At 74.0% G+C, this 20,669-nt stretch carries 19 protein-coding genes and 1 pseudogene; 8 read left to right on the top strand and 12 right to left on the bottom strand.

Annotated features, from left to right (window positions below; genetic code table 11):
- Nucleotides 1-91: 91 nt before the first annotated feature.
- Nucleotides 92-514: a DUF7144 family membrane protein gene (locus ACN268_RS22330; protein WP_421484859.1), complete on the top strand. Its 423-nt coding sequence runs from the start codon at nt 92-94 to the stop codon at nt 512-514.
- On the opposite strand, the gene ACN268_RS22325 is transcribed toward ACN268_RS22330, so the two are convergent.
- The 5 genes from ACN268_RS22325 to ACN268_RS22305 all read right to left on the bottom strand — a co-directional run bounded on the left by ACN268_RS22325 (nt 486) and on the right by ACN268_RS22305 (nt 5,233).
- Nucleotides 486-2,117, bottom strand: coding sequence for a hypothetical protein (locus ACN268_RS22325; protein WP_421484858.1), 1,632 nt, complete (start codon nt 2,115-2,117; stop codon nt 486-488). The two genes, ACN268_RS22330 and ACN268_RS22325, sit on opposite strands and share 29 nt — an antisense overlap.
- Before the next feature lie 203 nt (nt 2,118-2,320).
- Entirely contained in the window at nt 2,321-3,223 is a 903-nt protein-coding gene (locus tag ACN268_RS22320) for a sulfurtransferase (protein ID WP_204925548.1), read from the bottom strand.
- Nucleotides 3,224-3,358: 135 nt separating this feature from the next.
- On the bottom strand, nt 3,359-3,877 hold the full coding sequence (locus ACN268_RS22315) for an imidazolonepropionase-like domain-containing protein (protein WP_421484857.1): 519 nt from the start codon (nt 3,875-3,877) through the stop codon (nt 3,359-3,361).
- A 1-nt stretch (nt 3,878) separates the two neighbouring features.
- Nucleotides 3,879-4,649, bottom strand: coding sequence for an SGNH/GDSL hydrolase family protein (locus ACN268_RS22310; RefSeq protein WP_421484856.1), 771 nt, complete (start codon nt 4,647-4,649; stop codon nt 3,879-3,881).
- A 239-nt stretch (nt 4,650-4,888) separates the two neighbouring features.
- Nucleotides 4,889-5,233, bottom strand: a complete 345-nt coding sequence (locus ACN268_RS22305; protein ID WP_421484855.1) for a hypothetical protein — start codon at nt 5,231-5,233, stop codon at nt 4,889-4,891.
- Between the two features lie 211 nt (nt 5,234-5,444).
- Here ACN268_RS22305 and ACN268_RS22300 point away from each other — a divergent pair, with 211 nt between their 5' ends.
- Together ACN268_RS22300 and ACN268_RS22295 are read left to right on the top strand one after the other, a co-directional pair.
- Nucleotides 5,445-6,248 (top strand): helix-turn-helix domain-containing protein, encoded by an 804-nt coding sequence (locus ACN268_RS22300; RefSeq protein WP_421484854.1) that lies wholly within the window; start codon nt 5,445-5,447, stop codon nt 6,246-6,248.
- Nucleotides 6,239-6,427: a DUF397 domain-containing protein gene (locus tag ACN268_RS22295; protein ID WP_421484853.1), complete on the top strand. Its 189-nt coding sequence runs from the start codon at nt 6,239-6,241 to the stop codon at nt 6,425-6,427. The genes ACN268_RS22300 and ACN268_RS22295 overlap by 10 nt, the downstream gene beginning before the upstream one ends.
- Before the next feature lie 41 nt (nt 6,428-6,468).
- On the opposite strand, the gene ACN268_RS22290 is transcribed toward ACN268_RS22295, so the two are convergent.
- Together ACN268_RS22290 and ACN268_RS22285 are read right to left on the bottom strand one after the other, a co-directional pair.
- Complete coding sequence (locus ACN268_RS22290) at nt 6,469-7,878, bottom strand: transposase (RefSeq protein ID WP_421484852.1); 1,410 nt, start codon at nt 7,876-7,878, stop codon at nt 6,469-6,471.
- A gap of 260 nt (nt 7,879-8,138) precedes the next feature.
- Nucleotides 8,139-8,873: a class I SAM-dependent DNA methyltransferase gene (locus tag ACN268_RS22285; RefSeq protein ID WP_421484851.1), complete on the bottom strand. Its 735-nt coding sequence runs from the start codon at nt 8,871-8,873 to the stop codon at nt 8,139-8,141.
- Between the two features lie 229 nt (nt 8,874-9,102).
- Here ACN268_RS22285 and ACN268_RS22280 point away from each other — a divergent pair, with 229 nt between their 5' ends.
- The 4 genes from ACN268_RS22280 to ACN268_RS22265 all read left to right on the top strand — a co-directional run bounded on the left by ACN268_RS22280 (nt 9,103) and on the right by ACN268_RS22265 (nt 12,603).
- Nucleotides 9,103-10,908: a proline--tRNA ligase gene (locus ACN268_RS22280; protein ID WP_421484850.1), complete on the top strand. Its 1,806-nt coding sequence runs from the start codon at nt 9,103-9,105 to the stop codon at nt 10,906-10,908.
- 58 nt (nt 10,909-10,966) lie between these two features.
- Nucleotides 10,967-11,386 (top strand): CBS domain-containing protein, encoded by a 420-nt coding sequence (locus tag ACN268_RS22275; RefSeq protein WP_204925541.1) that lies wholly within the window; start codon nt 10,967-10,969, stop codon nt 11,384-11,386.
- 138 nt (nt 11,387-11,524) lie between these two features.
- Nucleotides 11,525-11,950, top strand: a complete 426-nt coding sequence (locus ACN268_RS22270; protein WP_421484849.1) for a SufE family protein — start codon at nt 11,525-11,527, stop codon at nt 11,948-11,950.
- Between the two features lie 20 nt (nt 11,951-11,970).
- Nucleotides 11,971-12,603, top strand: a complete 633-nt coding sequence (locus ACN268_RS22265) for a DsbA family oxidoreductase (RefSeq protein WP_421484848.1) — start codon at nt 11,971-11,973, stop codon at nt 12,601-12,603.
- Between the two features lie 71 nt (nt 12,604-12,674).
- Here the strand turns inward: ACN268_RS22265 and ACN268_RS22260 are convergent, their stop codons facing one another.
- The 5 genes and pseudogenes from ACN268_RS22260 to ACN268_RS22240 form a co-directional block, all read right to left on the bottom strand.
- On the bottom strand, nt 12,675-13,223 hold the full coding sequence (locus ACN268_RS22260; protein ID WP_204925539.1) for a YbaK/EbsC family protein: 549 nt from the start codon (nt 13,221-13,223) through the stop codon (nt 12,675-12,677).
- An 89-nt stretch (nt 13,224-13,312) separates the two neighbouring features.
- Nucleotides 13,313-13,507 carry a hypothetical protein gene (locus ACN268_RS22255; protein ID WP_088647200.1) on the bottom strand — a complete coding sequence of 65 codons (195 nt, stop codon included), beginning with the start codon at nt 13,505-13,507 and terminating at the stop codon, nt 13,313-13,315.
- Nucleotides 13,508-13,619: 112 nt separating this feature from the next.
- Nucleotides 13,620-14,264 (bottom strand): GAP family protein, encoded by a 645-nt coding sequence (locus ACN268_RS22250; protein ID WP_421484847.1) that lies wholly within the window; start codon nt 14,262-14,264, stop codon nt 13,620-13,622.
- Between the two features lie 51 nt (nt 14,265-14,315).
- Nucleotides 14,316-15,686 (bottom strand): MFS transporter, encoded by a 1,371-nt coding sequence (locus tag ACN268_RS22245; protein ID WP_421484846.1) that lies wholly within the window; start codon nt 15,684-15,686, stop codon nt 14,316-14,318.
- A gap of 83 nt (nt 15,687-15,769) precedes the next feature.
- A pseudogene (locus tag ACN268_RS22240) lies at nt 15,770-16,089 on the bottom strand (hypothetical protein).
- Between the two features lie 138 nt (nt 16,090-16,227).
- Between ACN268_RS22240 and ACN268_RS22235 the strand changes: the two are divergent.
- Nucleotides 16,228-20,664 carry an HAD-IC family P-type ATPase gene (locus ACN268_RS22235; protein ID WP_421484845.1) on the top strand — a complete coding sequence of 1,479 codons (4,437 nt, stop codon included), beginning with the start codon at nt 16,228-16,230 and terminating at the stop codon, nt 20,662-20,664.
- Nucleotides 20,665-20,669: the final 5 nt, after the last annotated feature.

The following is a 20,669-nucleotide window of genomic DNA, read 5'->3' as shown; positions in this document are numbered from 1 at the left end:
ACCGGGTGCCGGCGGCGGCCGTCGGGTGCCGCCGGTGATCGCCGGACGGCGTGCCCCGCCGGCCCTAGCCTGGAAGGGGAGGGAGGGTGGGATGACGGCACGACGGCCGGACCGGTCGCTGCTGCTCGCCGGTGGCCTGCTGGTCGGCGCGGGCATCTTCGACGTGCTGTCCGGGATCGGCGACGTCGACAGCGGCGACGTCTACGTCTCGCTGCACGCCGACGGGCTCGTCTTCTACGACCTCACCAACTGGGCCTGGCTGCACGTGGCGAGCGGGGTGCTGCTGGTGGCGACCGGCCTGGTCGTCGCGCTCGCCCGCCGCCGCTGGGTGACCGCCGCCATGGTGGTCGGCGCGGCGGTCGTCGTCGTGCACCTGCTGTTCGCGCCGTACCACCCGATCGAGGCGTTGATCGTGATGGGACTGACCCTCGCCGCCGTCCGGCTGGTCGTCCGACACCGACGCGGCAACCGGGACGACGCTCAGGTCAGGAAGGTTGGCAGACCTTCCCGGTGAAGGACGGGTCCGGTTGGCGGACGTCGTTCCAGGCGGGGTTGACCCGGATCGCCAGTGGTGGCGCCTGCCAGCCCGCGCCGAGCTGCTGGAGCAGCGGATACTCCCGCCGCATCCGGCTCTCGGGCACCCCGGCGAGGAAGTGGATCAGACGGTCCTGGACCAGTGAGCGGCCCAGCAGCCCGCCGTGCACCCCGGGCATCTGGAACACGGGGATGCCTGTGTAGTCGCCCGGCGGCGCCTCGGTGGCCGTGGTCGTCGGCAGGAAGGCCACCATCCGCACGCCCGGCACCTGGCACATCAACTGGTTGCGGTAAAAGGGCGCATTGTCCAGCAGGGAGCGGATGAACGGCTCGTCCGGCCCGGCGTCGGTGACCCCGAACAGTCCGATCGCCCCGAGCAGGGCCCGTAGCTGCCAGCCGGTGGCCACCCCCCAGCCGTGGGACGCCCCGGCCGGCGGGTAGTACGCCCGCCCCGCGTTGATCAACGGGCTGAACATGACCAGGGTGTCCACCGCCGGGTGCGGGCGCTGCGCGAGGTAGGTGCGGGCGAGCATCGCCCCCTCGCTCTCCCCGATCAGGGCGACCGGCCGGCCGGTACGCCCGTGCAGGCGGTCCACCTGCGTCTGGAGCAGGGCGGTCCCGCTCTCCAGCGACCGGTTGGTGTCCGACGACCGGTACGGCAGCGGTCGACCGTCCCCGCCCAGCCCCCGGTAGGAGAACCGTTCCACGTTCGCGTCGACGGGCGGGGTGCCGTCGTAGGCGGACCCGTGACCGGCGAGGACGATCACCGCGTGCCGTACGTCGGTGGGCAGCCGTTGCCCGAGCACCACCTGCTCGATACTCACCCCGGCCGGGACGACCTGCACCAGCAGGGGGATCGTCAGCGGCACGGCGAGGGCCAGCGCGACGGCGATCGGGGTGACCGGCACCCGCGCCCAGCGCACCCGGGAGGTCAGCACGGCGACGTGCACGGTGCGTTCCCAGAGCAGCCCGTTGGCCGCTCCGGCGAGCAGCGCGACGGGCACCGTCCACCAGCCGGGGACGCTCCAGCACAGCGCGCTGGCCACGGTGAGCACCACGAAGTTCAGCAGCGACCAACCGACCAGGGAGATCGACGGCAATCCGCGCCACCATGGCCCGACCACGGCGGCGCGTTGCAGGAACGGCGCGAGCAGGAACATCGGCAGCAGCGAGGCGAGCAGCACCCAGGAGAGCGCGACCACCGAGGCGGCCACCGAGATCAACGCCCAGGGGGCGACCAGCACGACGACCACCGCGGACAGGCCGAGGTTGCGTCCGAGCAGCCAGCGCAGGCCGGGCCGGGCCGCCTCGGCGGGCCAGGCGAGTACGACCAGCCCGGTGGTGAGCAGTGCCCGGAACCCGATCACCAGCAGCAGTCCGACCAGGAAGTCGGGCCACGAGTCGTGGTAGACGTACAGCCAGCGCAGGTCGTGGTAGGTGTCGTACGGCCAGACGGCGGTCACCTGGGAGGACAGCCCCTCGGCGGCGACGAACCCGAGGCGTACCAGTAGCAACGCCTCGATCGCCGGGGGCAGGGCGGCCAGGGCGCACAGCGCCATCAGCCGGGCTCGCGGTCGGTGCACGCCCTGTCTCCTCACCGGGTATCCGGGGCTCCACCAGCAGATTCCCCCGCCCGGTGCCCCCGGTCGGGGGGAACCGCCGATTTACCGCCGGACGGGCGGGGGACGCAAGTGGGCGGATGTCGCGGTATCCCGGATCGGGGACACCGCAACATCCGCCCAAGTGCGATCGAGGGCCGGCCGGGGTCGGCCCGGCGGAGGGCCGGTCAGCCGGCCAGGCCGCCGGGCTGGTCGCCCCGGACCACGGGGGCCCGGACCAGGTTGCCCCACTCGGTCCACGAACCGTCGTAGTTGCGTACCTGCGGGAAGCCCAGCAGGTGGTGCAGCACGAACCAGGTGTGGCTGGACCGTTCACCGATCCGGCAGTAGGCCACCACGTCGTCGGCGGGGCTCAGCCCGAGCTGGTCGGTGTAGATGGCCCGCAGTTCGTCGGCCGACTTGAAGGTGCCGTCGTCGTTCGCGGCGGACTTCCACGGCTTGCTCACCGCGCCCGGGATGTGCCCGCCGCGCAGCGCGCCCTCCTGCGGATAGTCGGGCATGTGCAGCATCTCGCCGGTGTACTCGCCAGGCGAGCGGACGTCGACGAGCGGCCGGCCCGCCGCCACGTGCGCCATCACCTGCTCCCGGTACGCCCGGACCGGCGCGTCGTTACGCTGCGGCACCGGATAGTCGGCGCGCGGCCGGACCGTCTTCTCCCGGGTCAACTCACGCCCCTCGGCGATCCACTTCTGCCGGCCGCCGTCGAGCAGCCGCACGTCGGAGTGGCCGAACAGGGTGAACACCCACAGCGCGTACGCGGCCCACCAGTTGAAGTTGTCGCCGTAGAAGACCACCGTGTCGTCGCGGCCGATGCCCTTGGCCGCGCACAGCTCGGCGAAGCTCTCCGCGTCCAGGTAGTCCCGGGTCACCTGGTCGTTCAGCTCGGTGTGCCAGTCGACCTTGACGGCCCCGGGGATATGACCGGTGTCATAGAGCAGCACGTCCTCGTCGGATTCGACCACGACGAGACCCTCGTCGCCGAGGTGTTCGGCCAACCATTCGGTGGTGACCAGCCGCTGCGGGTCGGCGTACGACTGGAGGCGGGGATGCGGATCACTCGGCACAGACATGAGCCCCAAGTTACGCCGGAATCCGGGGCGTCGACCGCCCAACGGCACCGGACCACCGCCGGCCGGGCCGGCGGTGGTCCGGCTGTCGGTGGTCCGGCCAGCGGCGGTCGGCCCGGTCAGCGGCGGGCCGAGCGGTCAGGCGCGGCGGTGTACCAGGCGGCCGGCGACCACGGTGGCGAGACACTGGCCGTCGTCGGCGAAGACGGCCAGGTCGGCGCGGCTACCGACGGTGAGGGCCAGGGGTCGAGCCACGTCGAGGACCGCCACGTCGTTACGGGCCGCCGCCGCCCGCAGCGCCGGGTCGGTCAGGTGCCCGGCGAGCACCGCACCGACGCCCATCCGCAGCAAGGCGTGCACCCGTTCCCGTGGGCTGGCCGCCGGGGGCAGCGGCCCGTCGTGCACCAGCGCCGGCCCGAGGGTGCCGGGCCACCGCCGCACCCGCACCGTCGGGTACGCCTGCTTCAGCTCCCCGACCGGCCCGACCGCCTCGATCCGGTCCCCGTCGACCAGCACCGCCCAGCCCGACAGCGACCCACCGTCGCCCGCGGCGGGCGGGTCGGGCAGCGACTCACCCTCGGCCGGAGCCGGCTGACCCGGCGGCGGCCCGTCGTTCCGGGTGAGGCGCAGCAGGGGGGCGGTGTGCAGGGTGCGCACGTCAGTCGGTGACCGGGCCGAGAATCGGACGCTTCGCGGTGACCGTGTCGCCGGAGGACCGGCCGGTGAGTCGACGGGTGATCCACGGGGCCAGGTGCCGGCCGACCCAGCTCAGGTCGGCGGCGCGGGCGGCGAGCCACGGGGTGGCGGCCGGGCGCTCCGGCACCATCAGCCACTCCTCGTCGCAGCCCACCCCGAGCGTGGTCAGCACCTGGGCGGCGACCCGCCGGTGCCCGGCGGCGGACAGGTGCAGCCGGTCGGGGCTCCAGAGCATCGGGTTGAGCCGGAACGTGTCGTCGGCGAACAGGTCGATCAGGATCGCGCCGTGCCGCTCGGCGATCTCGCCGATGATCCGGTTGATCAGCGCGATCCGGGGGGAGACGAGGCGCTGGCCGGGCAGCCGGGCCAGCACGTCGGCGAACCGGAAGAGGATCACGTCGGAACCGTTGGCGCGCAGTCGGGCCACCACGGCGTCGAACCGGGTCGCCAACGCGTCCGGGTCGAAGGTACGGCGCAGCACGTCGTTGCCGCCGGCCGCGAAGCTGACCAGGTCGGGCTTCATGGCGAGCGCGGCGGGCACCTGCTCGGCGACGACACTCGGGAAGAGCCGGCCCCGGATGGCCAGGTTCGCATAGCCGAAGTCCGGCCCGGCCTCGGCGGCCAGCCGCGTCGCCACCAGGTCCGCCCAGCCCCGGTAGGTGCCGTCGGGGTACGCGTCGTCCATGCCCTCGGTGAAACTGTCCCCGACCGCCACGAAGCTCCGCCAGCGCACGCCGCCCCCTCATGCCCTCGTCGACTGCGGCGACCAGTGTGTCACCGGCCGACCGTCGCCTGCCGCCGCCCACCGCCCCAACGTGGCGCAGGTCATCGACCAGCACCCCGCGCCCTTGCCCGCCTCGCCTGCGGTCGGGGTTGATCGACTCTTTTGGGTCGACACAGCGGTATCCCGCACCTTCGGACACCGCTATGTCGGCCCCATACCGCCGCCCACTCCACCCGGCCCGGACCGGCTCAGCCCGACGGGGGCGGGGTGGCCGGTCCCCGGCGGTAGGGGGCCCAGGCGACGAACCGCTCGAACAGGTCACGCGGCGTCGGCCCGTCCTGCGGGTCAAGCCGGAACAGGTCGTGACTCGCCTCGTGATAGAGCCCGGACAGATAGACGGCCAGGTCGACGGGGTGTGCGTCGTACTCGATGCGGAGCAGCAGCCGGGCCTCGGCGCACGGCCACGGGCCGCCGCAGGCCCGACACACCCACAGCGGTCGCAGCGGCAGGTGCGGTCGGCCGCCCGGCGGGCGGGAACGGGGCCGGTCGGCATACGGGCCGAGGCGCGGCACCGGAAACGGACGGGAGTTCACCGGTCTCGACCTCCTGATGGTGGCGGGGATGGAGCCGCCCGGCACGGGGCGGCTCCGCAGCGGGCCGGACGGAAGGCGACCCGCTGGTGACATTCTGGTGATGACACCACTACTCTCGGAAGGCATCGACGCCGGCCGGGGCGAGGTCGGGTCGACGGCGAGGGCCGCCCGGTCGGACCGGGGAGGCGGCCGGGACAACCGTGGAGGACGTGTGGAAAGTGAACCGACCGCCGACCTGATCCGGGCACAACTGCGCAGACTGCGGCTGCACGCGGAGCTGAGCCAGGAGGAGTTCGGCAAGCTGGTCCACTTCTCCGGCTCGCAGATCTCGGCCATCGAGCTGGGCCAGCGGCCGTTCGACAGGCTCTTCCTCAGGCGGGCGGACGAGGTCCTGGCGACCGGCGGGCTGCTCACCTCACTGCTCAGGCTGGCCGAGCGCTACTCGCAGCCGAACTGGTTCCGGCCCTGGCTGGAAGCCGAACGCCAGGCACAGCAGCTCTGGTGTTACCACCCGACGCTCGTTCCGGGTCTGTTGCAGACGGAGAACTACGCCCGTGCGGTGATCCGGGCCGACGACATGCTCAGCGACGACGAGGTGGAGCGGCGGCTCGCCGTCCGGTTGGACCGGCAGGGCGTGCTCAGTCGTCCGCAGCCGCCGAAGCTGATCGCGGTGGTGGAGGAGGCGGTGCTCCGGCGCGCGGACGAGAGCTTCCGGGGCCTGATGACGCAGCAGATCGCCCACCTGCTGGAGTGCGTCGACCAGCCGAACGTCAGCATCCACGTGATACCCGCCGAGGTCAGCACCCATGTGGGCCTCGCCGGCCCGTTCACGCTGGCGCTCGGCAACGACAGCGGTTGGGTAGGCCATCTGGAGAACCAGCTCAGTGGCACCACGATCGACAAGGACGGGGAGCTGACTATCCTGATTGCACGGTGGGAGAGCGTCCGCAGCGAGGCCCTGCCCCACAACCAGTCGGCACTGCTGATGAAGGAAGTGATGACGTCATGGAGCTGACCGGTGCCACCTGGCGCAAGTCCACCCGCAGCGGCAACGGTGAGTGCGTCGAGGTCGCCGACGGTCTGCCGGGCCTCGTCGGGGTGCGCGACAGCAAGGACCCGACCGGGCCCGTCCTCACCTTCGACCGCCGGGCCTGGCGGTCGTTCGTCGCCGCCACCGGCAGCGGCACCCACTGACCCGGCCCACCGAGGGCAGCGGCCCCCGGCGCGGCCGGCGGCTACTGGCCCAGGATCGCCTCGATCAGGCGCATCGTGCCGTCGCGCTCCCAGATCGACTGGTAGTTGGCGACGGTCGAGCCGGGTGGAAAGTGCGCCGGCATGTCCGGCCAGGTGCAGCCGGTGCGTCTGCGGTGGTAGATCGCTTCCACGATCAGCCGGCGGTCGTACCGCCGGCCCCCATGCGCGTCGCTGCCCGGCAGGATCGCCGCGATCTGCCGCCACTGCTCGTCGGTGATGCCGCCCGGAGTCGACGGTCCGTGCTGCTCGGGCCGGCGGGATGGTGGTCGCGGCACCTCGACGGCTCTCGGCACCTCGACGGCTTCCGGCGTCTCGACCGGTTGCGGCGGTTGCGCACTGGCCTGCCGGCTCTCCCTGGCCGACAGCCGGGCCCGCGCCGCCGCCGCGATCTGTTCCCGAACCGGCAACGGCTGGGCCGGCGGATATCCGGTGAAGCCGGGTTCGAGGGCGGCGGTGAGGAGCCCGCAGGCCTGGCGTAGCTGCTCCCACTGCGGGGCGAGGGCCAGCAGGTGGGCGGTTGCCGGATCGTCGGGCTGTCCCTGCGGTCCGCCGAACGCCTGGAGGCGACCCAGGATCACCGGTTGACGGTGGGCGTACCAGGCCAGGACGCGGGCGATGGCATCGTGCACCGACGACCGGTACTCCTCCTGGTACGGCCCGGCCAGGCTGAACGCGTACGCCTGCGTGTTGTAGTCGGCGATGTCGGTGGCGAGGTCCGGGCAGTCCGCCAGCACCTGCGGGAACTGGTCGGGGTCCAGGTAGTCCAGCCACCGGGGCGCCGGCTGGTCGCCACCGTCAGGTGCCGGGTCCCCGGGCTGACCGGGCAGGTCCGGTTGCGCGACGGTGGCGGTCAGGTACCACTGCCGCAGGTGCTCGTCGCAGGCTGCGGCGAAGTACGGCAGGTACGCCCCGGCGACCTCGCCGGCGAGAGCCTCGGCGGCCACCGACCAGAGGGCGAACGTGAACCCGGTGTCCACCTCGAACACCTGCGTCAACCGGGCGACCAGCGCGTACATGTCGTCGATCTGGGCGAACTCCGCGACGAGCGTCGGATCGACCTCCCCGAACGCCAACGCCAGGGGGTGGTCGACCCACGGCGGCCGGACGGTGTCCACCAGCGCGACGACGAGGTGGTCCCGGTCCAGTTGCCCACTGGCGTGCTGCTGGAGCAGCGTGACCGTGGCCAGGCTACGGCGCAACTGGTCGACGCCGGTGTGGGCGGCCTGCTCGTCGGCCCAGGCGTGGAACATCGCCAGGCAGGTGGGGTTCTGCTGGGTGTCGGCCCAGGTGAGGCGCTGGAAGTACGCCGGCTCGTGCTCGGCGATCCAGGCGAAGGTCGTGGCGAACGTGTGTTGCCATGGCGCCGGCTGGACGTCCTGATGCGGATGCACGCCTGTCTCCCGGTCGGTGGGCGGGTCCGCACCAGCGTGCACCGGATCTGCCGGCCCGCTCCCCGGTCGCCGGCCGGTCCTGCGGGCAGTCCGGGTTGCCCCTGCGGGCAGCGCGGCCCGGCCGGTGCGGGCACTGCGACGTCGAGACGCGGTGCCCGCCGCCGGCAGACCAGCCCCCGCTCGTCGACCTTCGGCGTGGCCAGGGCCCAGGTGATCGGCAGACCCGAAGGGGTGCAGACCCGATGTGGACGCGGGCTCGGCTAGGGCAGCCGGTAGACGGAGACGTGGGAGCGGGATTCGGCGGTGAACTCGCCGCCGGCCCAGTCCGCGTGCCGGCTCTCCAGGGTGAACCCGGCGAGCTGCGCCATCAGGTCCAGCTCGGCGGGCCAGACGTAGCGGTGCGGGGTACGGAACAGTTCCGCCTGCCGGCCGTCGTCGAACCGGAAATGGTGGGACACCACCTGCTGGTTCAGCACGTCGTAGGTGTCCAGGCCGACGTAGCCGGGTTCGGAGTGCCACACCACCGCCTGCTGGCCGGGCGGCAGTTTACGCAGCTCGGGCACCCACAGTTCGACGACGAACCGACCACCTGGGGCGAGGTGCCGGGCGGCGTTGCGGAAGCAGGCCACCTGCTCGGCCTGGGTGAGCAGGTTGGCGATCGTGTTGTAGATCAGGTAGACGAGGGAGAACTCACCCGGGGCGACGGCGTTCGCCATGTCACCGGCGACCACCGGGATGGTGTCCGCGTCCACCTTGGTGCGGAGCTGCGCGATCATCGGGGCGGACAGTTCGATGCCGGTGACCGGCACCCCCCGGGCGGCCAGCGGGACGGCGACCCGACCGGTCCCGATGGCGAACTCCAGCGCCGGCCCGTCACCGGCGAGCGCGGCCAGCCGGTCCACCGTCGGCTCCAGCACCTCGGCCGCGAACATGCCCTCGCCCGGCGTGTCGTAGTGCCGGGCGGCCTCGTCGTCCCAGATCTCGTCCTGCCGCATGCCCCGATGCTCACCGCCCCGGAAACCCATGTCGATCGAATTACCCCCTCGCCCCCGCCCCCTGCCCCCCGCCCCCTCCCGCCCCGGTGATCAAGAGGTTTGCGTCACCCGCTCCCGGAATCCTGACGCAAACCTCTTGATCACCGCGAAACGTCGGGGCGGCGGCGGGAGCGAGGGGATGAGGTGAAAGGGATCGCTGGGGTGGGGGGTGCGGCCTTACGCTGCGTCGATGTTGCTTCGTACGTCGACCACCCTGCTGCGGACCCTGCGCGAGGACCCGGCGGACGCGGAGGTGCCGAGCCACCGGCTCCTGCTGCGCGCCGGTTACATCCGCCGCGTCGCCCCGGGTGGGTACGCCTGGCTGCCGCTGGGCAAACTGGTGCTGGACCGGGTCACCGAGATCGTCCGGTCGGAACTGGCCGCGATCGGCGACCAGGAGGTGCACTTCCCGGCGCTGCTGCCGGCGGAGCCGTACCGCACCAGCGGCCGGTGGGCGGAGTACGGCGACGACATCTTCACCCTCGCCGACCGGCGCGGCGCCGAGCACCTGCTCGCCCCGACCCACGAGGAGTTGGCGACGCTGCTGGTCAAGGATCTGGTTTCGTCCTACCGGGACCTCCCGTTGACGATCTTCCAGATCCAGACGAAGTTCCGCGACGAGGCCCGCCCCCGGGCCGGCCTGCTGCGCGGGCGGGAGTTCCTGATGAAGGACGCCTACTCGTTCGACCTGGACGACGACGGCCTGCGCGCGTCGTACGCCCGGCACCGGGCGGCGTACCGGCGGGTCTTCGACCGGTTGGGGCTGGCGTACACGGTGGTGCGGGCGGTCTCCGGAGCGATGGGCGGCTCGGCCTCGGAGGAGTTCCTGGCCGGCACCCCGGTCGGTGAGGACACCTACGTCGGCTGCACGGTCTGCGACTACGCGGCGAACACCGAGGCGGTGACGACCCCCGTCCCGGCCGGTGGCGACCCGGACGCGCACCGCCCCACCGAGGTGCACGACACCCCGCAGACGCCGACCATCGCCGCGCTGGTGGCCGTCGCCAACGACCGGAAGCTCGCCGGGCGGCACGACTGGACCGCCGCCGACACCCTGAAGAACGTGGTGCTGACCGTACGCCGGCCCGGCGCGGAGACCCCCGAGGTGCTGGTGATCGGGCTGCCCGGCGACCGGGAGGTGGACCTCCGGCGGGTCGCGGCGGCCCTGCACCCGGCCGATGTGGCGGTCTTCGACGACTGGGCCGCCCACCCCGGGCTGGTCCGGGGCTATCTCGGGCCGCAGGTGCTGGCCGGGCTCGGCCTGCGCTACCTGGTCGATCCCCGGGTGGTCACCGGCACCGCCTGGCTGACCGGGGCCAACGAGCCGGGGCGGCACGCCACCGACGTGGTGTGCGGGCGGGACTTCGTCCCCGACGGCACCATCGAGGCCGCCGAGGTCCGCCCCGGTGACCCCTGCCCGGCCTGCGCCGCCACCGGAACTCCCGACGGCCCCGCCGCCGGGAGGGACGGCACCGGCGGTGAGCTGACGATCCGGCGCGGGATCGAGATCGGGCACATCTTCCAGCTCGGCCGCCGGTTCACCGACGCGTTCGCCCTCGACGTGCTGGGCGCGGCGGGCAAACCGGTCCGGCCCACCATGGGTTGCTACGGCATCGGGGTGTCCCGGGCGGTCGCGGCGATCGCCGAACAGCACCACGACGAGCGGGGGCTGGTCTGGCCGGTGGCGGTCGCGCCGTGCGACGTACACCTGGTGGTGGCGGGCAAGGGGGCGCAGCTCGATGCGGCGCTCGACCTCGGCGGCCGGCTGTCGGCGGCCGGCCTGCGGGTGCTCGTCGATGACCGGGCCACCGTCTCGGCCGGGGTGAAGTTCACCGATGCCGAGCTGATCGGCATCCCGTGCGTCGTCGTGGTCGGCCGCCGACTCGTCGACGGGTACGTCGAGGTGCGCGACCGGGTGACCGGCGGACGCGACGAGGTGCCGTGGGACGGCCTGGCCGACCAACTACTGGGTCGGGTTCGCGGCAACGGGGTGTAGCGGACGCGCCACGGGGTACCGAAGTCGGATCGACTACGGGTGTTGTACGGAGGCTCTCATGTACCGGGTCAGTGACGTGATGACCAAGCAGGTGGTCTATCTGTCGGCGGAGACCACTCTGGACGAGGCGGCCAGGGTGATGAAAGAGGCCGACATCGGGGACGTGGTGGTCACCGACGGCTCCACGCTGGCGGGTCTGCTGACCGACCGGGACATCGTGGTCCGGGCGGTGGCCGAGTGCAGCGACCCGACCAGCACCTCGATCGGCTCGATCATCACCCGGGAGGTGGTGATGATCGAGCAGCACGCCACGGCCGGCGAGGCGGTGGCGTTGATGCGCGAGCGCAACATCCGGCGCATCCTGGTCTGCGACAACGAACGCAAGCTCGTCGGCATCGTCTCCCTGGGTGACCTGGCTATGCAGCTCGACCCCAGCTCGGCGCTGGCCGACATCAGCGAGGGTGCCCCGAACAACTGAGCCGGGCACGACGGCCGGCGGTGCGGGCGGGAACGACGGTCGGTGCGGACAGGTGACGTGGTCGGGGGCGGGTGGACCCACCCCCGGCCGGTGCCGACCGTCGGGCCGGGACGCCAGGGGCGGCGGTAGCCTGGCGGGATGCCCGAGATGCCGACGAAGCTGGCCGAGATCGTCGAGGAGTTCGCCGACGCGCCCCGCGACGTGGTGCTGGAGATGCTGCTGGAGTACGCCGACGTGGTCCCACCGCTGCCGGCCGGGATGGACCGCGACGACCTGGAGCAGGTCCCCGAGTGCCAGACGGCGTTCTTCCTGCGCGCCGAGGTCGCCCCGGACGGCACGGTGACCACCGTGTTCGACTGCCCACCCGAGGCACCCACCACCCGGGCCTTCGCCGGCATCCTCGCCGAGGGGTTGGCCGGGGCGAGCGCCGCGCAGGTGCTCGACGTGCCGGACGACCTCTACCAGCGGATGGGCCTGGCCCAGGCGATCAGCCCGCTGCGGGTGCGCGGCGGCACCGCGATCCTGGCCCGACTCAAGCGACAGGTGCGGGAACAAGCGGGCTGAGCTGGGGGTTGTCTCCGATCATGGAGATCGAGATCTACGCCGACGTGGTCTGCCCCTGGTGCTACATCGGCAAGCGCCGCCTCGAACAGGCCCTCGCGTCGTACGACGGTGAGGTGACCGTCAGGTACCGGCCGTTCCAGCTCGACCCGTCGCCGGTGAGCACGCCCGGGCCGCTGCTCGACGCGCTGGCCGCGAAGTTCGGTGGCCGGGAGCGGGCCGAGTCGATGGCCGGCCAGGTGACCCAGGTGGCCGCCGGGGTGGGGCTGACGTTGAACTTCGACCGGGCGGTGAGCGCCAACACCTTCGAGGCGCACCGGCTGGTCCGGTTCGCCGACGAGCACGGTCGGGCGGGTGAGCTGGTCGAGGCCCTCTACCGGGCGCACTTCACCGACGGGGTCGACGTCGGGTCACCTGAGGCGTTGGTGGCGCTGGCCGCCTCCGTCGGGCTGGACGAGACCGGGGCGCGCGAGTACCTGGCGTCGAACGCCGGCCGCCGCGAACTGGCCGCCGACCTGAGCACCGCCCACCAGCTCGGGGTGACCAGCGTGCCGACCTTCGTCCTCGCCGGCAAGTACGGCGTCACCGGGGCGCAGGAACCCGAGACACTCCTCGCCGCCCTGACCGAGGTCGCCCAGCGGGAGTCGGCCGCCTGACGCCCGGCGTTCCGGGGCGGCATCGACCGGTGCGATGTTTCACGTGCAACAACATCGATGAACGCAAATGACTAGGCGGGCCGGGCCAGGCCCTCCACCACCCGCGCCCCGGGCAACGCGCCGAGCGCCGGCCCCGGCAGGGCGATCTTGCTGTGTCGTACGCCGGACCCGATGATCACGTGCGGGGTGGCGATCACCCGGGCGTCGACCAGGATCGGCCAGGACTCGGGCAGCCCGATCGGGGTGATCCCGCCGTACTCCATCCCGGTCGACTCGACCGCCTCGGCCATCGGAGCGAAGCTCGCCTTGCGCACGTCCAGCGTCCGGCGGACCACCCCGTTGACGTCGGCGCGGGTGGTGGCGAGCACCACGCAGGCGGCGTACCGGATCTCACCCTCCCGCTTACCGGCGATCACCACGCAGTTCGCCGACACGTCCAGCCCCACCTCGTACGCCGCGCAGAACGCCGCCGTGTCGGCCAGGGTGGCGTCGATCGGGGCGACCAGGACGGCGTCGACGTCCACGGGGGCCTGCGCCGGCCAGGACGCCAGCGCGGCGGCCACCGGTGCCGCCAGCAGGTCGGGGCGGGTGCGGGCGGGCTCGGTCTGCAACGTTCCCATCACGGCAGCGATCCTCGCACCCCGGGCCACGGGCCGCCCGTCGGGCCACGCCTGCTGGTCACCGGGCACACCGCCACGGGTCCGGCGGGTCAGTTACCGCCGAGGAAGGAGTTCTCCCGCAGGAACGCCCGGTCGTCGGCCGACGCCGACTGCGCACCCCGCAGCACCTGGGGTCGGCGGGCCTCCAGATCCTCCATGCCGTGCCGCACGGCGAGACGGATCACCCCGTAGAGAAAGACCAGGCCGAAGACGTAGAGCAGCACCGTGACGACGAAGACCACCATGGGGCCACGGTAGGCAGGGCCGTAACCCGTAGCAGGCTCATCTTCGGTCGGTTCCCCCGTACGTGTCGGCCAGGTGATCCGCGCCCTACCCGCCCGGCCGCCCGGCGCGGCCTCACCTCAGCAGGTCGACGACGGTCAGCACGAGGAAGAAGGCCACCACCGCCTCGCTGATGATCCACGAGTGCCGGTCCGCCCAGTCACGCATCCGGGGCAGCACCCGGTCCGCCCGGTCGCCGAGCAGCAGCAACGCCAGCAGCGGCAGCGCGAGCAACAACAGGGTCAGCAGCACGAACGGCACCAGGTGCCACCACGGCAGCCCGTGCCGGGCGGCGGTCGCCCCCACCGTCACCATCGTCAGGTCGTCGGAGGGCATCACCACGAACAGCAGCAGGCCCAGGCGGAACGCGTACCCGAAGCCGGCGTGCTGGAGGCGACCCATCCACCGGGGTTCGCCGGCCGAGTGCCGCCGGAGGAACACCACCACCGCCAGCACCACCAGCAGCGCCAGCACCACCCAGTCGATGACCGTCTCGACCGGCTTGCGGCCACCACCCCCGCCGCCGCCGGCCGCACCCCTGACCAGCCGGAAGACCAGCCAGGCGAGGGTCGTCCCGGCGGACACCACGAGCGCCGCGCCGGCCAGGAAACCCGCCGACGCCCGCCGGGGCCGGTCGCCGGAGGCGAGGAAGACCGCCGCCACCAGCTGCGTACCGGCCACCATCACCACGGCCATCGGCAGGATCGTCAGGAGGTTCATCGCCCACCATCCTCGCCGTCGGCACGGCCGACCCGGCGGGATTCGCCCGGATCAGGCGGCCCGCTCCCGGGCCGGCACCACCCGACCGGCGAGCAGCGCGCCGAGCAGCGCACACGCCACCGCCACGGCGAGCGTCCCCGCGTACCCGGCCGGGCCGGGCGTCGTCCCGGCGGCGAGCACGGTGCCGGTCAACGCCAGCACGGTGGCGGTGAACAACGAGTCGGCCAGTTGCAGCGAGGAACTGTTGCGGCCCTGCTCGTCCGGGGCCGACAGGGCCAGCGTCAACACCGACAGCGCCGGGAACGTCAACCCCATCCCCAGCCCGGCCACCGCCCAGCCGGCCACCCCGACCGCCACCGGCACCGCCGGCCAGACGGCGAGGGTGACGGTGGCCGTGCCCGCCGCCACGCAGGCCAGCCCGAGCCGGGGCAGGGTCGCCGAGGACCGTGGCGGCGGCAGCCGGCCCTGCGTCCAGGAACCCACCGACCAGGACAGCGCGCCGACGGTCAGCACCAGCCCGGCGGCGGTCGGCGAGAAGCCGCGTTCCCGGGACAGCATCAACGGGATGACCACCTCCGCGCCCGCGAACGCCGCCGCCGCCAACCCGCGCAGGCCCACCACCGTGGGCAGGCCCCGGGCCGCCCGCAGGAACCCCGCCGGCAGCAGCCGGGGCGCGCAGACCCCCAGACCGGCCAGGGCCACCGCCACCAGGGTCACCGCGAGCACGCCGCGCTGCTGCCCCCCGTGGTGCAGCAGCGCGGCGCTCACCCCCGCCCCGGCCGCCCACCCGATCCGGGCCGCCGCGCCCTTCGGCGGCCCGGCCGGCGGCGGGCGGTGCAGCGTCCGCAGACCCGACTCCACCAGCAGCACCGCCGGCAGCGCCACCACCGGCACGGCGAGGAAGACCCACCGCCAGCCCAGGTACTCCACGATCAGCCCGGCCAGCGCCGGCCCGACCAGCGACGGTACGACCCACGCCGCCGCGAACGCGGCGAACACCCGACGCCGCAGCTCCTGCGGGTACGCCTGCCCGACCACCACGTACAACGCGACGGAGAGCAGGCCGGAGCCGAAGCCCTGCACCGCCCGACCGACCACCAGGGTGCCCATCGCGTCGGCGCTGCCGGCGACGAACAAGCCGGCGACGAACAGTCCGACCCCGACCCACATCGGCCCCCGGGGGCCCCGCGCGTCGCACCAGATCCCGGACAGCACCATGGCCAGCACGCCGGCGGCGAACGAGCCACCGAAGGCGAGCGCGTACAGCCCGAGCCCGTCCAGCGCGCGGGCCACCGTGGGCATCGCGGTGCCCACCGCCAGCGCCTCGAAGGCGAGCAGCGACACCAGGGCGACGCTGCCCACCGTCATCGCCCGCAGGCGCGGGTCGTAGAGGCGGGTGGCCGGCGTCAGGGTGGCGGTCACCGGGTGACGCCGGGCGGTACGTCAGACATGCGCCCAGCCTGCGACCTGCACCCCGGTTCAGGTCAAGGGTGAGCCCGGTCTCGTCAGGCCGACTCCAGTGCCTCGCCGAGCCCCTTGGCCAGCCCCGACAGGTGCTGGTCGGCGAGCAGGTGACCGGCGGTGATCACCAGGGCGAGCGGCCACTCGATGACCTGGAGGGCGGCGAGCACCCCCAGCCCGGCGTAATAGGCGATCTTGTCCGGTGGCGGCACCGCCACCTCACCCAGCATCGGCACCTCCACCCGTCGGGTGTACGCCCGGACCATCTCGTGACCGCCGCTGAGATGACGCGTGATCGTGCTCATTCCGGCCTCCCTGCCACTCGTCGGGTCGGCAGGGGGATTCCACAGGCACCGCCGTCCATGCCCCGCCACCGGCGGAAACTTCGCCCGGCCGGGGGGCATAACGGACGCCCGACCGGGAAGCCAGGCCGCCTGACGAACGCGGGAGGCGAGATGGGGTACGGCGGCAGTGGGCGGGACCGATCCGCCCGTACCCCCCGATGACCACGCTGGGCCGGGTCGCCGGCCGGGTCCTGCCGTCGGTGCCGGTGCCGCCGCTGCTCGGCGGGGCGTCCCGTACCGTCGGTTCGGCCGCCGGCCGGCTGGCCCGGGTGGCCGGGCTGACCCGCCGTCGGGTCTGGTCCCGCGACGGCCGGCACCACATCGAGGTGCACGGCGTCTGCCAGGACGGCGGTGACCGGCTGGCCTGCCAGGTCGAGGCGGCGTTGGAGCGGCTGCCCGGGGTGGCCTGGGCACGGGTGAACGCCCCCTCCGGCCGGGTCGTGGTGGCCGTCGAGGACCCGAAGCCGAAACTCGCCACCCTGATCGACACGGTGGCCCGGGTCGAGCGGGTCTGCCCGCACGAGCCGGACCCGGAGATCCCGCCCCCGCACCCGCCGGAGGACGGGCCGCGTACCCCCCGGACCCTCGGCGCGCTCGCCTCCGACGCGCTGGGCCTGACCATCTCCGCCGCCACCCGTATCCTGCCGTTCACCCCGGTACCGGGCGAGGTGGCCGGTCTGCTCACCGCCGTCGACCTGCACCCGAAGCTGCACGACCTGGCCGGTCGGGGGTGGCGTGCCGACCCGCGCACCGAGGTGCTGTTCCCGCTCGCCGAGGCGGTCGTGCAGGGGCTGACCGGCGGCTGGGCCGGCATCGTCCTCGACGGCGCGCAGCGGATCGTGCAGTGGGGTGAGGCGCGCGCCCAGCTCACCGCATGGACCCGGGCCGAGCCGAGGCTGACCGGTGACCCGCGACGCGCCGTCGCCCGGTCACCCGGCCCCGGCCGTCCCTGTCCCCGACCCGACGGCCCCGTCGAGCGGTACGTCTCGACGATGCTCGCCACCGGGGCCACCGCCGGGGCCGCCGCGTGGCCCGTCGCCGGCCCGAAACGGGCCGCCGCGCTCGGGCTCGCCGCGTTGCCCAAGGCCCCCGGCAGTGGCCGCGAGGGGTACGCCGCGCAGCTCGGCCGGGTGCTGGCCCGGCGCGGCGTGATCGCGATGGACCGCAGTGTGCTGCGGGAACTCGACCGGATCGACACGGTGGTGCTGGACGCGGCCGTGCTCGGCTCGCCCCGGGGCGTCCTGGCCGACCTGGCCCCGCTGGCCGGCGCGGACACCGGGGAGGTGGCCGGTCGGGCGTTCGCCCTCTTCGACCCCGACCACCCGGACGACGTCCGGGAGGCCGAGGGTTGGCGACTCGGGCCGCTGGCCGGGCTCGACGCCGTCGACCCGGGGGACACCCCGCAGAGCCGGCGGCTGCGCGCCACGGACGGCCCCCTGCTCGGTCTCGTCCACGACGGCACCCTCACCGCCGTCGTCCGGGTCACCCCCGAGCCGGCGCCCGGCGTCGACGCGCTGCCCGCCGCCGCCCGGCATGCCGGCCTGCGCCTGGTCGTCGCCGGCCCGGACCCGCAGCGGTACGGCTTCGCCGACGCGGTGCTGCCCGGTGGGGACCGGCTCGCCAGTTCCGTACGGGCCCTGCAACGCGACGGGGCGGTGGTGATGCTGGTCTCCGGCGACCGGTCGGCGCTGGCGGCGTCCGACTGCGGCCTCGGCGTGGCCGCCCCCGACGACCTGCCCCCGTGGGGTGCCCACCTGCTCGTCGGCACCGACCTGCGGATTGCGGCGCTGCTGATCGAGGCGGTCGGGGTGGCCCGGCGGATGACCGGGCAGAGCATCCGCCTCGCCATGGCCGGCACCGGGCTCGGCGCGTTGGGCGCGTTCACCGCCGCGCCGACGCAGCTTCCCGGCCGTAGCCTCGCCGCCGTCAACGGCGCGGCGGCGCTGGCCTTCGCCAACGGGGTGTGGCGGGCCCGCCGGCTACCCGACCCGGCCGTGGCCCCGACGCCGGCCACCACCGCCTGGCACCTGATGCCGGTCCCGACCGTGCTGCGCCACCTCGACACCGGCCCGGAAGGGCTCACCGACGCCGAGGCGCAGCGCCGACACCGCACCGACCCGGACCCGTCGGCCGGGCCGGTCGGCCTGTTCCGGGCGTTCGTCGACGAGCTGGCCAACCCGCTCACGCCGGTGCTGGCCGCCGGTGCCGTCCTGTCCGCGGCGTTCGGCTCGCTGGTCGACGCGGCCCTGGTCGGCGGTGTGGTCGGCGGGTCGGCGCTGGTCGGGGCGGTGCACCAGCGCAACACCGACCGGGCGCTGGCCCAGCTGCTGTCCCGCTCGGCGGTCACCGCCAAGGTGCTGCGCGACGGTGCCGAACGGGTGACCGCCGCCGAGGACCTGGTCTGCGGTGACGTGGTGATCCTCGGCCCCGGGGACGCGGTGCCCGCCGACTGCCGGGTGCTCACCGCCGACGGTCTGGAGGCCGACGAGTCGTCGCTGACCGGCGAGTCGCTGCCGGTGCCCAAGGGGGCCGCCCCGGTGGTCGCCGCCGCCCTCGCCGACCGCACCTCGATGCTGTACGAGGGCACCACCGTCGCCACCGGCCACGGCACCGCCGTGGTGGTCGCCACGGGTGCCGCCACCGAGTCGGGGCGCAGCCTCGCGCTGGCCCGGCAGGCCCCACCGGAGAGCGGGGTGGAGGCCCGGCTCGGCCGGCTCACCCGCTCGGCGGTCCCGCTGGCCGTCGCGTCGGCGGTCGCGGTGGCCGGGGCGGGGCTGCTGCGGGGCGTACCGCTGGGACAGACGGCGGCGACCGCCGCGAACCTGGCCGTGGCGTCGGTGCCGGAGGGGTTGCCGTTCCTGGTCAGCGCGGCCCAGTTGGCCGCTGCGCGACGGTTGGCCGAGCACGGCGCGCTGGTCCGCAACCCGCGCACCATCGAGGCGCTGGGCCGGGTCGACGTGCTCTGCTTCGACAAGACGGGCACCCTCACCGAGGGCCGGCTGCTGCTCGCCGGGGTCGGCGACGGCGACCGGTTCGCCCCCGTCGACCGGCTCGACGACGAGCTGCGCCGGGTCCTCGCCGCCGGGCTGCGCGCCACCCCGTACGCGGACGATCCGCAGGAGCTGCCCCAGCACACCGACCGGGCGGTCCGGTACGGCGCACAGCAGGCGGCGACGACCGAGCAGACCGGTGCGCACGGGTGGACGGCGGTGGGTGGGCTGCCGTTCGAGCCGTCCCGGGGTTACCACGCGACGGTCGGGCGTGCCGCCGACGGTCTGCTGCTGAGTGTGAAGGGTGCCCCGGAGACGGTGCTGCCCCGGTGCGGCGCGTGGCGGCTGCCGGGCGGCCGGGACGAGCCGCTGGACGACGAGCGCCGGGAGCGGCTGCACGGTGTGCTCGCCGACCGGGCCGGGGCGGGGCACCGCATCCTCGCCGTCGCGGAGTGCCGGGTCGGTGCCGAGACGGTCACCGACGACGAGGTACGCGGGCTGGTCTTCGTCGGCTTCCTCGCCCTCGCCGACGGGATACGTGACAGCGCCGCCCCGGCGGTCCGCCGGATCAGGCAGGCCGGCGTGCACACCATCATGATCACCGGGGACCATCCGGCCACCGCCGAGGCGATCGCGTCGGCGATCAGCCCGGATGCCGACGGTCAACGGGTGGTCACCGCCACCGACCTGGACCAGTGGGACGACACGGAGCTGGGTGAACGGCTCAGCCGTACCGACGTGGTGGCCCGGTGCACCCCGGCGCACAAGGTCCGGATCATCCAGGCGTTGCAGAGGTGCGGGCGGACCGTGGCGATGACCGGGGACGGCGCCAACGACGCCCCGGCGATCCGGCTGGCCGACGTCGGCATCGCCCTCGGCCAGCGGGGCACCCCGGCCGCCCGCGCCGCCGCCGACCTGGTGGTCACCGACGACCGGCTGGAGACCATCATCGCCACCCTGGTCGAGGGGCGGGCGATGTGGTCGTCGGTACGCCACGCGCTGAGCATCCTGGTCGGCGGCAACCTCGGCGAGATCGCGTTCAGTGTGCTCAGCGCCGCCGTCACCGGCCGGTCGGCGCTCAACGGCCGGCAGTTGCTCCTGGTCAACCTGCTCACCGACCTGGCGCCGGCGCTGGCCATCGCCGTCCGGCCGCCCGACGCCGACCACGCCGACGGCCTGCTCCGCGAGGGGCCCGACGCCTCCCTCGGCGGCACCATGACCCGGGAGATCGGGCTGCGCGCCGCCGCCACCACCCTCGGGGCGACCGCCGGCTGGACGGTGGCCCGGTGGACCGGCCGGGAACGACGCGCCGGCACGGTGGCCCTGGTCTCGCTGGTCGGCACCCAACTGGGGCAGACCGTCCTGGCCGGCGGCACCAGCCCGACGGTGCTCGCGTCGACGGCGGCGTCGGTCGGGGTGCTCGCCGCCGTGGTGCAGACGCCCGGGGTGAGCCAGTTCTTCGGCTGCACCCCGCTCGGCCCGGTGGGGTGGACCATCGCCGCCGGGTCGGCGCTCGGCGCGACCTTCGCCAACGGCGCGCTGACCCGGCTGGTGGAACACCTGCCGGCCCGGGGACGGCCCGACGCGTCGCCGTCACCGGCCTGACCGAC

It is taken from the genome of Micromonospora sp. WMMD735, from assembly GCF_049178995.1.
In the GTDB taxonomy this organism is placed as follows: domain Bacteria; phylum Actinomycetota; class Actinomycetes; order Mycobacteriales; family Micromonosporaceae; genus Micromonospora; species Micromonospora wenchangensis.
Note: the sequence above shows the minus strand (reverse complement) of the source record. Positions and strands in the feature narration are given on the sequence as shown.

Excerpts from the sequence above, each read along its gene's own strand:
- ACN268_RS22330 (WP_421484859.1), top strand. The coding sequence starts at position 92 with ATGACGGCACGACGGCCGGACCGGTCGCTGCTGCTCGCCGGTGGCCTG.
- ACN268_RS22320 (WP_204925548.1), bottom strand. The coding sequence starts at position 3,223 with ATGTCTGTGCCGAGTGATCCGCATCCCCGCCTCCAGTCGTACGCCGAC.
- ACN268_RS22295 (WP_421484853.1), top strand. The coding sequence starts at position 6,239 with ATGGAGCTGACCGGTGCCACCTGGCGCAAGTCCACCCGCAGCGGCAAC.
- ACN268_RS22285 (WP_421484851.1), bottom strand. The coding sequence starts at position 8,873 with ATGCGGCAGGACGAGATCTGGGACGACGAGGCCGCCCGGCACTACGAC.
- ACN268_RS22280 (WP_421484850.1), top strand. The coding sequence starts at position 9,103 with ATGTTGCTTCGTACGTCGACCACCCTGCTGCGGACCCTGCGCGAGGAC.
- ACN268_RS22275 (WP_204925541.1), top strand. The coding sequence starts at position 10,967 with ATGTACCGGGTCAGTGACGTGATGACCAAGCAGGTGGTCTATCTGTCG.
- ACN268_RS22270 (WP_421484849.1), top strand. The coding sequence starts at position 11,525 with ATGCCCGAGATGCCGACGAAGCTGGCCGAGATCGTCGAGGAGTTCGCC.
- ACN268_RS22265 (WP_421484848.1), top strand. The coding sequence starts at position 11,971 with ATGGAGATCGAGATCTACGCCGACGTGGTCTGCCCCTGGTGCTACATC.
- ACN268_RS22260 (WP_204925539.1), bottom strand. The coding sequence starts at position 13,223 with ATGGGAACGTTGCAGACCGAGCCCGCCCGCACCCGCCCCGACCTGCTG.
- ACN268_RS22255 (WP_088647200.1), bottom strand. The coding sequence starts at position 13,507 with ATGGTGGTCTTCGTCGTCACGGTGCTGCTCTACGTCTTCGGCCTGGTC.
- ACN268_RS22250 (WP_421484847.1), bottom strand. The coding sequence starts at position 14,264 with ATGAACCTCCTGACGATCCTGCCGATGGCCGTGGTGATGGTGGCCGGT.
- ACN268_RS22235 (WP_421484845.1), top strand. The coding sequence starts at position 16,228 with ATGACCACGCTGGGCCGGGTCGCCGGCCGGGTCCTGCCGTCGGTGCCG.